The sequence below is a fragment of the Microbacterium sp. NPDC055442 genome (assembly GCF_053644215.1).
In genome coordinates this window covers 61221-74679 of sequence record NZ_JBSHLF010000006.1, presented here as the reverse complement: position 1 = coordinate 74679, position 13459 = coordinate 61221, and the positions used below count along the sequence as shown (strand labels likewise).

At 65.8% G+C, this 13459-nt stretch carries 13 protein-coding genes; 4 read left to right on the top strand and 9 right to left on the bottom strand.

The window, feature by feature from the left end:
• Positions 1-308: 308 nt before the first annotated feature.
• The 4 genes from ACWIBS_RS13835 to ACWIBS_RS13820 all read left to right on the top strand — a co-directional run bounded on the left by ACWIBS_RS13835 (position 309) and on the right by ACWIBS_RS13820 (position 4183).
• The gene (locus ACWIBS_RS13835; RefSeq protein WP_376127780.1) at positions 309-659 is read left to right on the top strand and encodes a DUF421 domain-containing protein; all 351 of its coding nucleotides are present in this window, start codon (positions 309-311) and stop codon (positions 657-659) included.
• Positions 575-859 (top strand): DUF421 domain-containing protein, encoded by a 285-nt coding sequence (locus tag ACWIBS_RS13830; protein ID WP_376127766.1) that lies wholly within the window; start codon positions 575-577, stop codon positions 857-859. The genes ACWIBS_RS13835 and ACWIBS_RS13830 overlap by 85 nt, the downstream gene beginning before the upstream one ends.
• Positions 860-1168: 309 nt before the next feature.
• Positions 1169-1444, top strand: coding sequence for a hypothetical protein (locus tag ACWIBS_RS13825; protein ID WP_376127765.1), 276 nt, complete (start codon positions 1169-1171; stop codon positions 1442-1444).
• Positions 1445-4183: a class III lanthionine synthetase LanKC N-terminal domain-containing protein gene (locus ACWIBS_RS13820; protein ID WP_376127763.1), complete on the top strand. Its 2739-nt coding sequence runs from the start codon at positions 1445-1447 to the stop codon at positions 4181-4183.
• A 295-nt stretch (positions 4184-4478) separates the two neighbouring features.
• Here the strand turns inward: ACWIBS_RS13820 and ACWIBS_RS13815 are convergent, their stop codons facing one another.
• From ACWIBS_RS13815 to ACWIBS_RS13775, 9 genes are all read right to left on the bottom strand, one after another.
• Complete coding sequence (locus tag ACWIBS_RS13815; RefSeq protein ID WP_376127761.1) at positions 4479-5069, bottom strand: hypothetical protein; 591 nt, start codon at positions 5067-5069, stop codon at positions 4479-4481.
• Positions 5070-5301: 232 nt separating this feature from the next.
• Positions 5302-6660, bottom strand: coding sequence for an NAD-dependent succinate-semialdehyde dehydrogenase (locus ACWIBS_RS13810; RefSeq protein ID WP_376127760.1), 1359 nt, complete (start codon positions 6658-6660; stop codon positions 5302-5304).
• Between the two features lie 43 nt (positions 6661-6703).
• On the bottom strand, positions 6704-7882 hold the full coding sequence (locus ACWIBS_RS13805) for a fumarylacetoacetate hydrolase family protein (RefSeq protein ID WP_376127759.1): 1179 nt from the start codon (positions 7880-7882) through the stop codon (positions 6704-6706).
• Positions 7879-8364 (bottom strand): VOC family protein, encoded by a 486-nt coding sequence (locus ACWIBS_RS13800; protein ID WP_376127757.1) that lies wholly within the window; start codon positions 8362-8364, stop codon positions 7879-7881. The genes ACWIBS_RS13805 and ACWIBS_RS13800 overlap by 4 nt, the downstream gene beginning before the upstream one ends.
• Positions 8345-8785: a cytidine/deoxycytidylate deaminase family protein gene (locus ACWIBS_RS13795; RefSeq protein WP_376127756.1), complete on the bottom strand. Its 441-nt coding sequence runs from the start codon at positions 8783-8785 to the stop codon at positions 8345-8347. Before ACWIBS_RS13795 ends, ACWIBS_RS13800 begins: the two co-directional genes overlap by 20 nt.
• Positions 8785-9708: an ABC transporter permease gene (locus ACWIBS_RS13790; protein WP_376127754.1), complete on the bottom strand. Its 924-nt coding sequence runs from the start codon at positions 9706-9708 to the stop codon at positions 8785-8787. Before ACWIBS_RS13790 ends, ACWIBS_RS13795 begins: the two co-directional genes overlap by 1 nt.
• Before the next feature lie 2 nt (positions 9709-9710).
• Positions 9711-10811: an ABC transporter permease gene (locus ACWIBS_RS13785; protein ID WP_376127752.1), complete on the bottom strand. Its 1101-nt coding sequence runs from the start codon at positions 10809-10811 to the stop codon at positions 9711-9713.
• Positions 10808-12361, bottom strand: a complete 1554-nt coding sequence (locus tag ACWIBS_RS13780) for an ABC transporter ATP-binding protein (RefSeq protein WP_376127751.1) — start codon at positions 12359-12361, stop codon at positions 10808-10810. Before ACWIBS_RS13780 ends, ACWIBS_RS13785 begins: the two co-directional genes overlap by 4 nt.
• A complete protein-coding gene (locus tag ACWIBS_RS13775; RefSeq protein ID WP_376127750.1) occupies positions 12354-13382 on the bottom strand; it encodes a BMP family lipoprotein in 1029 nt (342 codons plus the stop codon). The genes ACWIBS_RS13780 and ACWIBS_RS13775 overlap by 8 nt, the downstream gene beginning before the upstream one ends.
• Between the last annotated feature and the right edge of the window lie 77 nt (positions 13383-13459).

Here is a 13459-nt window from a genome sequence, read left to right as displayed (position 1 = left end):
CGGCACGCCGTGCACGACGCCCGACTGACGAAGGTGAATCAGCGCAACGCCGCGATGACGGGCGTCGCTCCCCCCGCTCCCGCACGGACCGTGACGTCTTTCATCATCAACTGAACGGATGCCGCACACCACCTGTCGCGCGTCCGGGCGCCGGCCCTTCTCGCGATGGCGAGTGGTCACCTGAGGTCATGGCGGCAGCGGCCGGCGGCATCCCCGATGCGCGCACCGCGGTCGTCACGGGCGCTCGACACTCTGGGAGTCGCTCTGACACCGGGGTGTCCGACTAACCTGAACGCAAGTCTGCGCGAGTGGGCGCGCTGAATCCTTCGGGAGGCGGCATGTTCGACTGGGAAGCGATGTTCTTGCCGAGCCTGCCGCTCGTCGAACTGGTGCTGCGCGGTACCGTCACCTTCCTCGTGCTGCTCGCGTTGGAGCGATTCCTCGGCCAGCGCGAGTCCGGCGGGCTGGGCGTCACCGATCTGCTGGTCATCGTCCTGATCGCCCAAGCGGCCGCACCCGGTCTCATCGGGACGCGTCCTCGATCACCGATGGGATCATCCTGGTCGCGACGATCATGGGCTGGAGCATCGCTCTCGACGCCGTCGCCTACCGATGGCCGCGGGCGGCGATCATCATCAAGGGCAAACCGCACCTTCTGATCGAGAACGGGCGACCCAATCGCCGAGCGATGCGGCGGGAGTTCTTATCGCTGGAAGAGCTGAGGAGCCAGCTGCGACTGCACGGCATCGAGGATATGAACGACGTGCGCCGGGCCTTCATCGAACCGAACGGCGAGATCAGCATCATCCGTCGCGACGGGGCGGAGCCCGATCAGCCGATCGAGCCGCAGGCTCCGTGATTCACACGCGCGGGCGAGCTCAAACGCTCGCACTACTGGCCGTCACCGCGCGCGGCGGCAGCCTCGCTCGTCGACTGCTGAGTAGTGCGCCAACGGCCCGGCCACGATCATTTCGCCGAGTACTCGGCCGAGAGCAAGTGAGCGAAAGCACCCCGGCGCCAGTCGGTCGGGAGGCGAAAGACCCCCACGGTGCGCGGCACGGTCAGTCACTCATGCAACCAGAATGCCGCGACGAAAGCGGTGCGCGCCGACCGGGAGTGTGGTTGTATGCTAACCAATCGGTCCGAGAGGATCGCGGAGGGAACGACGATGTCAACGCTGACGATGATGCCAGATGAGGTACGCGAGGCGATCGCGGAACTCAACGCCAAGGTGAATGCGGACCCAGAGCTTGCCCGCATGTTCAAGGAGGAGCCGACGTCGGTTCTCACGGGGGTGGGGATTCCGCCGGCCTCGGTCGACGCCGTACTCAACTACGACGCAAGTCTGCAGGAAACGGAAGCTCGGCGGCACCAGTGCTGCGACGGGACCTGCTGGTTCACCATCAGCATGTGTCCCGGCACGTGCTTCGTCTCCATCCACTAGGTGCCAGGCGCCCCCGCACCGTCGGACGAAATCGAGGTGGCTCCTCGGCCGTCCGTGATAACGACGCTCGAGGCCGCCGTCCGACGTGCGTCGGATCGGTGGTCTCTCGCGCATGCTGACGACTGGATCCGTGTCTCCTCGAACACCTCGGTGCCGGAGCAAGGTTGGAAGATCCACCTGTCGGCCTCGCCGCTGACAGCCGACGCCGTGCTCGAATCAGCACTGCCCGTCTTGCTCTCTCACGACTGCGCCTTCAAGGTGCTGCGCTCACACGAGCTTCTCGGAATACTCAATCAGGGTCACGGCGAGAACTTCAGCCAGGTCGGAAAATTCATCACGGTGTATCCGCCGAGCGACGATGGTTTCGTCACGCTGGCGCGGGAGGTGGATGCTGCGACGTCGCATCTTCACGGCCCGGTCATCTCCTCCGATCGCCCGGTACGACCCGGCAGCATCGTCTATTACCGCTACGGTTCGTTTCGCGCACGGTGGCTGCAAACCCCGCTCGGCGAGTACCTGCCCGCTCTCCTCGGGCCCGACGGCGTTCCCGTCCCGGACGAGCGAGGGTCGCGCTTCTCGCGTCCCGATTGGGTCTCCGATCCGCTCGCCACGCTCGAGGGCGACGACGACGACGTATCAGGCGACCGCGACTCCGGCGATTCCCCCGCACTCGTCGCTGGACGCTTCGTCGTCGTGGGGGCGCCGCTGCACACGAGTGCGCGGGGTGCCGTGCATCTCGCGCTCGATCTGCACACGCGGCAGACAGTCGTGCTGAAACACGCCCGACGCGGCGGGGTGATCGAGTCGAGCGGTCTCGACGCGCGCGATCGGCTACGCCACGAATCGAACATCCTCACTCAGCTCGCCGACGACTCGCGGATCCCACGGCAGTACGGTCTGTTCGAGTTCAAGGACGATCTCTTCCTGGCCTTGGAGGACATCCCCGGCTCCACCATCACGCGCGCTGTGAGCGACCGGTATGAAACAGGCGCCGAATATGACGAGGACTGGGTGGTCGGCATCGCGTCCGAACTCGCCTCGCTGGTCGCCGGAATTCATGAGCGCGGCTTGGTCTTGCACGATCTCAAGTCGTCCAATGTGATCCTGGGCAACGATGACCGCCCGCGTCTGATCGACTTCGAGCTCGCCGCACCCGTCGGCTACGCGGCTCCCGACCGTCGAGGTTACGGCACGCCCGGGTACATGGCGCCCCAGCAAAGAGACGGCGAATCGTCGAGCGTCGCGGACGACGTCTTCTCCTTCGGTGCGCTCCTCTACTTCCTCACCACGGGCGCCGAACCCTCTCAGGCGCCCGATGTGAACGACCTTCTGGCACGCCGACCGTTACTGATGAACCCGCGCATGCATCCACTGTTGGCTCAGCTGATCGAGCGCTGTCTGCGGTCGGATCGGGCAAGCCGTCCGGCCACGATGCACGATATCTCCAAAGCTCTGGACTCCCTTCGGCATGACGTGGCGAACGCCACCGCGGCACACCGAGACACTGCGAACGATGGGCAGACGGCCCAACAACACGCCATGCGCCGTGCACGAGAACTCTTCTCCGCCATGGACGCAACGGTTCACCGCGACGGCGATCGGACCTTCTGGCGAACACGTCATCCGCAGGCTCGCGGGTTCGATGCCGGCGACATCAACATAGGTGGTGCCGGCGCAGTGCTCGCCTACGCCGAACTCGTTGACGCATGCGACGGTGATGAGGAGGCACGCGACGTGCTCCGCCGAACTGCGCTCTCGCTGCGGTATGCGCCGGTCGCCGACGGTGCTCCGCTGGCCGGGCTCTACGTTGGCCTTGCGGGCCGGGGCGCAGCCATCCTGCGAGCCGGACAGGTGCTCGATGACCTCGGACTGATCGCAATCGCGGAAGAAATCAGCGATGATGTCGCGCGCATGCCCGGAACAGCACCCGACCTTTTCAACGGCTTAGCCGGACGCGTCAGGTTCCACCTGCTCGTTCACCAGGTCGTGGGTGGCAGCCGCCACCTGCAACACGCTGAATTCGCGGGCACGAGACTCCTCGACGATGCGAAACCCGATGAACACGGACGACTCAGTTGGTCCCTGGCAGATGGCTTCGGCAAACTCGCCGGCCCCATCGGCACCGGCTACGCACACGGCTACGCCGGGATCGGCGACGTTCTCATCGACCTCCACAATGCGACAGGCGGAGAGCGGTGGCGTGAAACGGCCAGTCAGATCGCTGAACGGCTGGAGTCTCTCGCGGTGACCACCCCGTCACAGGGGACGCGCTGGCCCGACCACGCGGACGGTTCGGGTGTAATGACCGGGTCGTGGTGCCACGGTGGTGCAGGGATCGCGATCTTCTTCCGATCGGCGGGGAAAGCAGGGATCGGAGCACGGTCTTTGGAACTGCTCGGACGCGCGGCGCGCACAGTTGCAAGCTCAGGACGACACCTCGGTCCCGCCCAGTGCCACGGGCACGCGGCGACTATCGAATTGCTGTTGGACGCTTACCAGTCGACCAAGAACGAAAACTACCTGACCGAGGCCGCTGCGGTCGGACGCCTGCTGGATGCGTACGCCTCCGCGACCGAGCACGGCGTGCTGTACTTCGGTGACACCCCGAATGTGACGAGCCCCGACTACATGCTCGGATACGCGGGCATCGCGATGACTCTGCTACGTCTCGCCGAACCCGACACTCGCCCGAGGCAGCTGAGCCTCAACGGTTTCTCCCACCGCGCACCGGCACACTGAGCCTCGACGGTTTCTCCCACCGCGCACCGGCATACTGAGCCGCACCGAGCTTCGCCTCCGATGATCACCAGCGTCCGCGCCTAAACGAGATGCTGTCGTCTACCGGTGGCCGCGAGCAGCGTCGTCAAGGGCGACCGCACCTTCTGATCGAGAATGGGAGGCCAAACAGCCGCCCGAGCGATCTCGTCGAAGCTCGCTTCGGCGCTGCAGGCAAACGCAGTCTTGCCTGGAAATGTCGCCGGCGTCAGCGCCGTCGGCGCCGCCGTTGATGACCTCAGTCGAATGCGCGCCAGGGTCAGGCGCACGGTTCGTACGGCGGTGTCTGCAGTGACGTGGCCGTGAGAGCCCAGATCACGTCGCCGCCATCCGAGTACGAGAGGAAGAGCGCCGCACCCGCATCGCCGGGAACCTTCAGGTAGAGACGGTCGCCGACGCCTGGGATCTCGACCGCGTCCGGGTACGCCGCGCGCGCATCCTCGACGCTCGAGCCGATTCCGATCCCCTCAGGCGTGATCGGGCCCGCGGCCGCGGCTTCATCGGAGGGGGCGGACACCGCGACCAGAACGACCGGCGCGTCATCGTCGCCATCGGTTTCGCGCTGGACCACCAGGCTGTATCCGTCGCGGGGCGCCGAGCCGACCCATTCACACCCGGGTGTCGTCGCAAATTCGGGGATCGCCGCAGTCGCCGAGGAGAACGGCTCGCCGACGCGAATTCCTTCGATCTCATCGGGGCCTGCCGTTGCGGCCGGCGAGGATGCCGTCGGCGTCGCGCTGATGCCCACCGGATCGGTCGGCCCTGTCGTGGCCGGTGTCGCGCACGCGGTGAGCGAGACGGCAAGAATTACGGCGACGAATGCTGCGGCGGATCGAGTGCGAATGGACATGGCCTGCTCCTTCATCTCGGTCCGAGCGACGCTACGCCCGCGTCCCGCCGTCTCCCGCGCATACCCACGGAATTCCCAGGGCGACCGCGCTCGGAACGTATGGACGGTGGCCGTTATCGGTGTGTTAGCGAAGCACCGACGTTCTAGATAGACGCCCGGCCCGCCCCGTCAGCGATCGGTGCGCCACCGCCGTGCACGAACGGCGATGGCGCACTCCCTCAGAGTCGGATCGTCAGTGACGGATCGTCATCTTATTCGCGAACTCGTCGATACCGTAGGGGCCGAGCTCGCGGCCGAAGCCGCTTCGCTTAATTCCACCGAACGGCAGATCTGCTTGAGATCCGCCGGCTTGGTTGACGTACACCATTCCCGCGTCGATGCGCGAGCCCACTTCGCGCGCACGGTCACGGTCGTTGCTGAACACGCTCGAGCCGAGTCCGAAGCCGGTGTCGTTGGCGAGGTCGATGGCTTCCTCGACGTTCACGGCCGAGAACAGAACGAAGACGGGCCCGAAGATCTCCTCGGCGTACGCAGCGGTGCCAGGCTCAACGCCGGTAAGCACTGCTGGTGTCATCATCGCGCTCGCACCGTCAATCAGATCACCACCGGTGTGCAGTGTGGCGCCGTCTTCTACGGCCTGCCGCACCTGAGCGACGACGTCCTCCGCTGCTTTCCGCGAGGATAGCGGCGCGAGCATCGTGGCGGGATCGTCGGGGTCACCGACCGTGTACCGCTCGACCTGGGCGACGACCGAAGTGAGCATCTCGTCGTAGAGCTCGTCGAGCACGATGACGCGCTTGGGCGCGTTGCACGCCTGGCCGGCGTTGCTCAGACGCGACTCGACGATCGTGGCCGCCGTGTCAGCGACGCTGTCGGTATCGAGCACGACGAGGGGATCCGAGCCGCCCAGCTCGAGTACGACCTTTTTGAGGTGTCGCCCCGCGGCCTCGGCGACGGCCCTGCCCGCGCGCTCGCTTCCGGTCAGCGAGACACCCTGCACCGCCGGGTGGGCGATGACCCGCTCCACCTGTGACGTATCGATGAAGACGTTCCGATAAGCGCCCTCAGGAACGCCCGCCTCACGCAGGACGTCCGCGATCGCGAGCGCCGTCTCGGGGCAGTTGGATGCGTGCTTGAGCACCATCGTGTTTCCCAGCACGAGGTTGGGCGCGACGAAACGGGCGACCTGGTAGGCGGGGTAGTTCCACGGCATGATGCCGAGGATGACGCCCGTCGGGAGGCGTCGGATCGTCGCCTTCCCGCCGACGATCTCCAACTCCTCGTCGGCAAGGAGATCGTCGGCCCTGTCGGCGTAATAGGTAAAGATCGACACGACGGTCTCGATCTCGCCGCGGCCTTCCGTAGGACGCTTGCCCATCTCCCGCGTCATGGTTCGCACGAGCTCGTCGCTGCGCGCGGCGAACACCTCGGCCACGCGCCGCGTGATAGCGGCGCGTTCGGCGACTGTGAGTTCGCGCCAGGAGCGGAACGCGTCCGCTGCCGTCTCGATCTCGTTGTCGAGCTCTGCGTCACTCAAGGTGGGGTACTCGCTCAGCGTCTCCCCGGTCGCGGGGTTCACAACTCTATACATGTCAGTCTCCTTGGTCGATGTGGTTTCGGCGGTGCGGGCGCGACTACAGCAACTCGCGCTTGCGCAGATTGGACACGAACTCCCAGATGCCGATCTCCCATCGCGGAGCGTTCTGGGCATGCATGACGGTGTTCACCAGAGTTCCAAGCGACGGGTTCGAGATACTGACGACGTCGCCCAGCTCGTGCGTGAACCCGGCACCGGGCGCGTGTCGATCCTGTGTGGGGGCGAACAGCGTTCCCGTGAACAGCACGAAGCCGTCAGGGTACTGGTGATGGTCGCCCCATGCGTGCTGGATCAGACTCTCCGGGTCACGGCTAATGTTGCGCATCGAGCTGTATCCGTCGAGCACGAACCCGTCAGGTCCGTCGACTCTCAGTCGGACGTCGAGACCGCGCACGGTATCCATGTCGAACTGTTCATCGAAGACGCGGACGAAGGGACCGATCGCGCACGAAGCGTTGTTGTCCTTCGCCTCGGTGAGTAGAAGCGCGCTGCGACCCTCGAAATCGCGCAGGTTTACGTCGTTGCCCAGGGCCGCACCGATCGCCACACCGTCACCGCGCACGACGAGCACGACTTCGGGCTCCGGGTTGTTCCACGTCGATTCGGCGTGGACCCCGACGGCATGGCCGGAGCCGATCGCCGATAGGACGGGCGCTTTCGTGAAGATTTCCGGGTCGGGGCCGATGCCGACCTCGAGGTACTGCGACCACAGCCCCTCCGCCTGCAACAGCTGCTTCACCTTCGCAGCCTCAGCGGATCCCGGCCGGATCGTCGAGATGGCACCACCGATGGTTTCAACGAGCTGGTCACGGATGCTGTCGGCACGGGCAGCATCACCGCCCGCGCGCTCCTCGATGACGCGCTCGAGCATCGACTCGACAAAGGTGACCCCCGCAGCCTTCACGACCTGCAGGTCGATGGGAGCGAGGAGCCGCACGTCGGCTGCGGTCGGATGCTGCGGGTCGAAGTCGAGCGCTGAGTCGAGACTCCATCGCTTACGGCGGGCGTCGGAACGCGCACTGCGCAGCAGCGTGGGAAGATCGGGTTCCGCGAACAGGACAGTCGTCGTCGGCCCGAGGTCGGTGATATCGACGAGCTGGTCGCCATCCACGACGACCAGACTCGCGCCCGCTGCTTCGGCAGAATGGACGCGCCCGACAAGGAGGGCGTCCGCGTCGGCGGGCAGCACGTCATGTGCGCGCAGTCGAGTGCTCATTTCGCACCTCGCTGCTCTTGGACGGCCGACCCGGCGTCAACGATGCCGGGCTCACCGCCCTCATACCACGCGAAGAACTCCCAGAACTCTCCGTTGGGGCCGTCAAAGTAGATGCACCGGGCGTTCCATGGATAGTCGCGGGGCTCGGCCGAGAAGTGCACGCCCCGACCGCGGTACTCCTCGTAGATGCGGTCGATCTCGGCTGGCGATTCCACCTCGCAGGCCAGCATGACTGTGCGTCCGGGCCCGGCGGCAGCGTGCCCTGGGACACCCGTGGTCTTCTCGAGCTGGCCACTTTCCCACAGGGCGAGAATCACACCGGGTCCCTGGAAGTCGGCGAAGCCGGGCATGCGGCTACGCAGCGTGAACCCGAGCGTCTCGACATAGAAGGCGATGCTTCCGTCAAGATCGGGGGTGATCAGGCAGATGTCGGTGATGGTCGGGCGGCGGTGCGCGCCACCGCTATTGGCCAGCAGGCTCATGGGGGGTCCAATCGTTCTCGTGGGGGAACATCCAGCGGGTCGGCATCAGGGCATCCGCACCGACCATCACGACGTCACCGCGGTCATCGACCATGACGTCGGCGTTCGGCGCGTAGGTGCCCATCAGCTCACGGCACACGCCGCACGGGTTGGTGACGACGATGTCGCCGGCGTCGTTCTTGCAGACCGCCACCATGGTGCGCAGGTCACCCGCGCCCGCCATCTCGGCGTTCGCGATCGCCGATGATTCGGCGCACACGTTGACACGCCGGGACCCGATGTGCAGACCGAGGTAGACGTTGCCGTCGTCGGCGCGCACAGCGGCAGCGACCTGGTGGATGTCGGGGTCGTGCCGGGCAATGAGCAACTGTTTGGCCGCGTCGTACAATTCGACCTCAGATGCGTCTGGGACACGGGTCATCATGCCTCCTCGAGCTTGGGGGTGGCGATGCGCATGCCACCCGACTTGGACGTCCTGGCGAGCACGACGAGTCCGATGAACGCCACCACGTAGGGCAGCATCTGTGCGAACTGCGGAGGCATGATCGATTCGTCAACGAGAATCGAGGTGGCCGTGGCCATCCCGAAGAGCACGCACATGAGCGTGAGCAGGCCGACCCGGCCGCGGCAGAAGATCACCGCCGCCAGCGCGACGAAGCCCAGCCCACTCGTCATCCCCTCGGTGAATAGCGACAGCTGGCCCATGCTCAGCTGCACCCCCGCGAGCGCGCACAGCATGAAGCACCAGACCTGTGCGAGGACGCGCATGAGGGTGACGTTGCCTCCCGCAGACTCAAGCGCCTCCGGGTGCTCGCCCGCGGCCTTGAGATGGCGCGCGATGATCGTATAGCGGGCCGCCAGGGCGAGGCCGATCACGATGACCCAGCTGATATAGGTCAGCACCGTGTGCCCGGACAGGATGGCACCCACGATCGGCACGCCGTCGAGACCGGGAACCGTGATCTTCGCCAGCGACGGGATGGCCGTGTCACTCAGCGTCCCCTTCACTCCATAGAAGCTGCGCAGCATGTAGACGGTCGCGCCCGCGGCGAAGATGTTCAGCACGATGCCGGCCACGAACACATTGACCTTGAAGACCGACACGAGGATTCCGAACAAAGCTCCGGCAACCGCGCCGAGCAGCACCGTGAGCGTCACGGCGAGGAGGGCATCGCCTGTCGCCAAACCGATCACGACACCGAAGAACGCGCCGAAGAGCATGGCGCCTTCGAGCCCGACGTTCAGGTCCTTCGTCCATGAGGTCAGAAGGCACCCGAGTGCTGCGAGCAGGATCGGCGTGACGAACCGGACACCGGAGGACAGGAACGCGTCCAGGATCTCCATGCTCAACGCTCCTTTCGCGTCGTCAGACGCGTGAACAGGTCGGAGACCCGGGCGAACAGCCCCGCACGCGCCGCGACGACGATGATGATGATGGCGATCAGCACACTGGAGAGCTCGGACGGAACGAGCGAGACCTGCTCTATCCCGCGTGCCGTCGAACGCATGATGCTGTAGATGCCGACCCAGATGATCGTCGGGATCGGGCGAGCTCGGGCGACGAGGGCGATGAGTACGGCATCCCATCCGATGCCAGCGCCGATCTCGGTCCAGTAGCGTCCCTGAGACGCGGTGACCAGCATGGAGCCAGCGACGGCGGCGAGCGCGCCGCTCATCACCATGGAGCGGATCTGCGATCGGACCGTACTCACTCCCGACGCTGCGGCGAAGCCGGGGGCGTTTCCCGTCATGCGCCAGCGGTAGCCGGTCACGCTGCGTTCGCTCAGCCACCAGGCGAAAACAGCGATGGCGAGCACGACGATCACGCCCCATGTCAGCCCCGTGCGCGGGATCAGCTCGGAGAACATCGCCGTGTCGTGCACGCGCTCGGTCGTGCCGCTCTGGCGCGAGGGATCGCGCAAAGGACCGGTTACGAGGTACGCACAGAACAGGATCACGATGTAGTTGGACAGCAGGCTCGAGACGACCTCGTCCACGTTCCACTTCGCCCGCAGCCAGCCGAGTCCGCCGGCGATGAGACCGCCGGCGACTGCCGCGGCGAGGGTGGTGAGGGCGAGGTGGAGCGGGGAGAACATCGGCCCGATGTAGGCGCCCACGAGGGCTGCGGCCATAGCACCGGCGAACACCTGACCTTCGGCACCCAGGTTGAACATGCCCGACCGGAAGGCCAGCGAGACACCGAGGGCCGCGACCACGAGAGGAAGCCCCCACGCGAATGTGCGCGCCACGGCGTTCAGCGAGCCGAGCGAGTAGTCGAAGCCCGCCGCGATCGTCGGCAGAGCGGCGTACCCCTGGGCTTGGATAAGCACGACAGCTGCGACGACAGCGATGACGAGCACGAATGCTCCGTTGCGCACCGAGCGGAGCGTGTGAGCCGTGGCGCGCTTGGACTGCGCGATGATGATGGACGTCGTCGTGGCCGTCATGATTCACCCCTGATTCCGAGTCCGACCATGTGCACCCCGAGTTGTTCACGGGAAGTGGTGGTCGCCTCTTCCTCGGCGGCGATGCGTCCGTCGTACATCACGAGGATGCGATCGCTCAGCCGAAGCAGTTCGTCGAGGTCCGCTGAGATGAGCAGAACGGCGCATCCATTGGCCGCGGCCTCGACGATGCGGGAGTAGATGAAATCGATCGCCCCGAGGTCGACCCCGCGCGTCGGCTGAGCAAGAACGAGCAGCTTCGGACTCTCTTCCAGCTCGCGCGCGATCACGATCTTCTGTTGGTTTCCGCCCGAGAGATACGCGCATCGCGTGTCGATCGACGCAGTGCGGATCCGGTGGCGATCCACCATCTCCTTGGCCCATTCGCGGGTGCTCTTGGGCAATGCGTTCACGAGCCACGGCCCGCGCAGGACACGGCGGATCTTGCCCGCTGCGAGCCCTTCGAGGACGGATCCATTCATCGGGATCCCCTCACGCTGGCGGTCTTCGGGCACGAAGGCGATCCCTCGATCGCGTCGACGCGCGAGGGAGAGTCCGGTGAGCTCGGTCCCGTCGAGCAGGATGTGTCCACCGGCGGGCTGGATCGCACCGACGAGCGCCTCGGCGAGCGCGGTCTGGCCGTTGCCTTCGACACCGGCGATGCCCACGATTTCACCCGGACGGACCGTGAAGCTCACGTCTTCAAGGGCCGCGTCGTGCGTGGCCTTCTCGGTCGTGAGCCCGCTGACATCGAGCACGGGGGTCTCTGCGATGTGGTGCACGCGTTGAACGCGACCGAGGTTCACATCGCTGCGTCCCGTCATCGCCGCCACGACCTGTTCCGTGTCGGTCTCGGCCGCGAGGAAGGACTCGACGGTCCGGCCCTGCCGCAGCACGGTGATCCGATCGGCGACCTCGAACACCTCGCGCAGCTTGTGTGAGATGAAGACGATCGCCGCATTCTCTTCGGATGCCAGCCGCCGCAGCAGCGCGAACAGTTCGGTCGTCTCGGCGGGGGTGAGGACGGCGGTCGGCTCATCGAGGACGATGATCTGTGCTCCGCGGTAGAGCACCTTCATGATCTCGAGCTTCTGCTGCGTCGCCACACTCAGGTCTCCGACGATTGCCTGCGGATCGACGGTGACCCCCAGACGCTTCGCGACGGGGGCGATCGCCTCGGCCGCCGCTCGGGCGCTGTATCCGCCACCGCGCGATGGCTCCGCGCCGAGGACCACGTTCTCGGCGACCGTGAACGACGGCACGAGCATGAAGTGCTGGTGCACCATGCCGACCCCGGCACGGATCGCGTCGCTCGGGCGATGGAAGGCAACCTCTTTGCCCTTGAGTCGCACAGCGCCCGTGTCAGCGCGATACATCCCGAAGAGGATGCGCATGAGCGTCGTCTTTCCGGCACCGTTCTCTCCGACGAGCGCGTGGATCTCGCCGGCATAGAGCGTGAGGTCGACCCGATCGTTGGCGAGCACGTCGCCGAAGCGCTTGGAGATGTTGCGCAGCTCCAGGACCGGGGCTGCCACGGGGGCTTTGTCAGTCATTGATCGTCACATCGCCCGCGATGATCGACTCCTGCAACGTCTCGAGCGCAGCGATGTTGTCAGCTCCGAGGATCGCCTCGTCGTAGGCCATGTCCCAGCCGCCCTCGGCGAAACCGAACTCGACAACGTCTCCGCCGTTCAGCGCACCATCGATGTACTGCTGGGTCAGGTCGAGGATGACACTGTCGACGCCCATGATGAGGCTTCCCGGAACCTTGCCGGGTGCCAGCGACGACTTGTCTGCCACCACGCCGATGGGTGCGATGTCGACACCCGACTTGGCGGCGTCGAAAACGCCCGAGCCGGACAGTCCGGCGTAGGCGAACATGCCGAACGCCCCGCGCGTCGACGCCAGCGACGAGGCGATCTCGGATCCCTTCGACGGGTCGACGAAGCTGCCGACATACTGCGACGCGACCGACTGCGCGGAGTCGACGTGCGTGACGCCCTGCGTGTAGCCCGACTCACAGTTCTCGACCACGGGCGCATTGACGCCCCCGATGAAGCCGGCAACCGTCGAGCCGTTGTCGGCGTTGACTGTCGCGGCGAGCGCACCCGCCATGAAACAGCCTTCCTGAGTGTGGAACACTGCCGACACGACATCCTCGCTTCCCGCGTCGCCGTCGATGAAGACGAACTGGGTCTCGGGATTTGCCGTAGCCGCGTCGATCATTGCGTCGATGGCCTCGAAGCCGAGCACGTAGACGATGTCGTTTCGGTCCGCGGCATCCTGGAGCAGGGGTGCGAAATTCTGTGCCTGCAGCTGCCCTTCATACGTCGTGACCCGCGCATCGAAGTCGCTCTCGAGGGAAGACTGCGCCAGCGCCGCCTGGTCGAAGAAGTCACCGTCACCGAAGGCGTTGTCGACGAAGATCCCGACGTTGAGCGCATCCTCTGCGCCACCCTGTCCGGACGTATTGGGCGCCTGGCCCCCACAGCCGGCGAGGACGAGCGTCGCAGCACCGACGAGTGTGAGCGTGGCGAGCGATCGGGTTCCGATGCGCGAAGCGTTGGTGATCACAGGATTTCCCTCCATTGGGTTGTGAAGAACGGGTTCTCGAAACCGAGCAGCCTAGGCTTCTTCACTCGATCAGCATT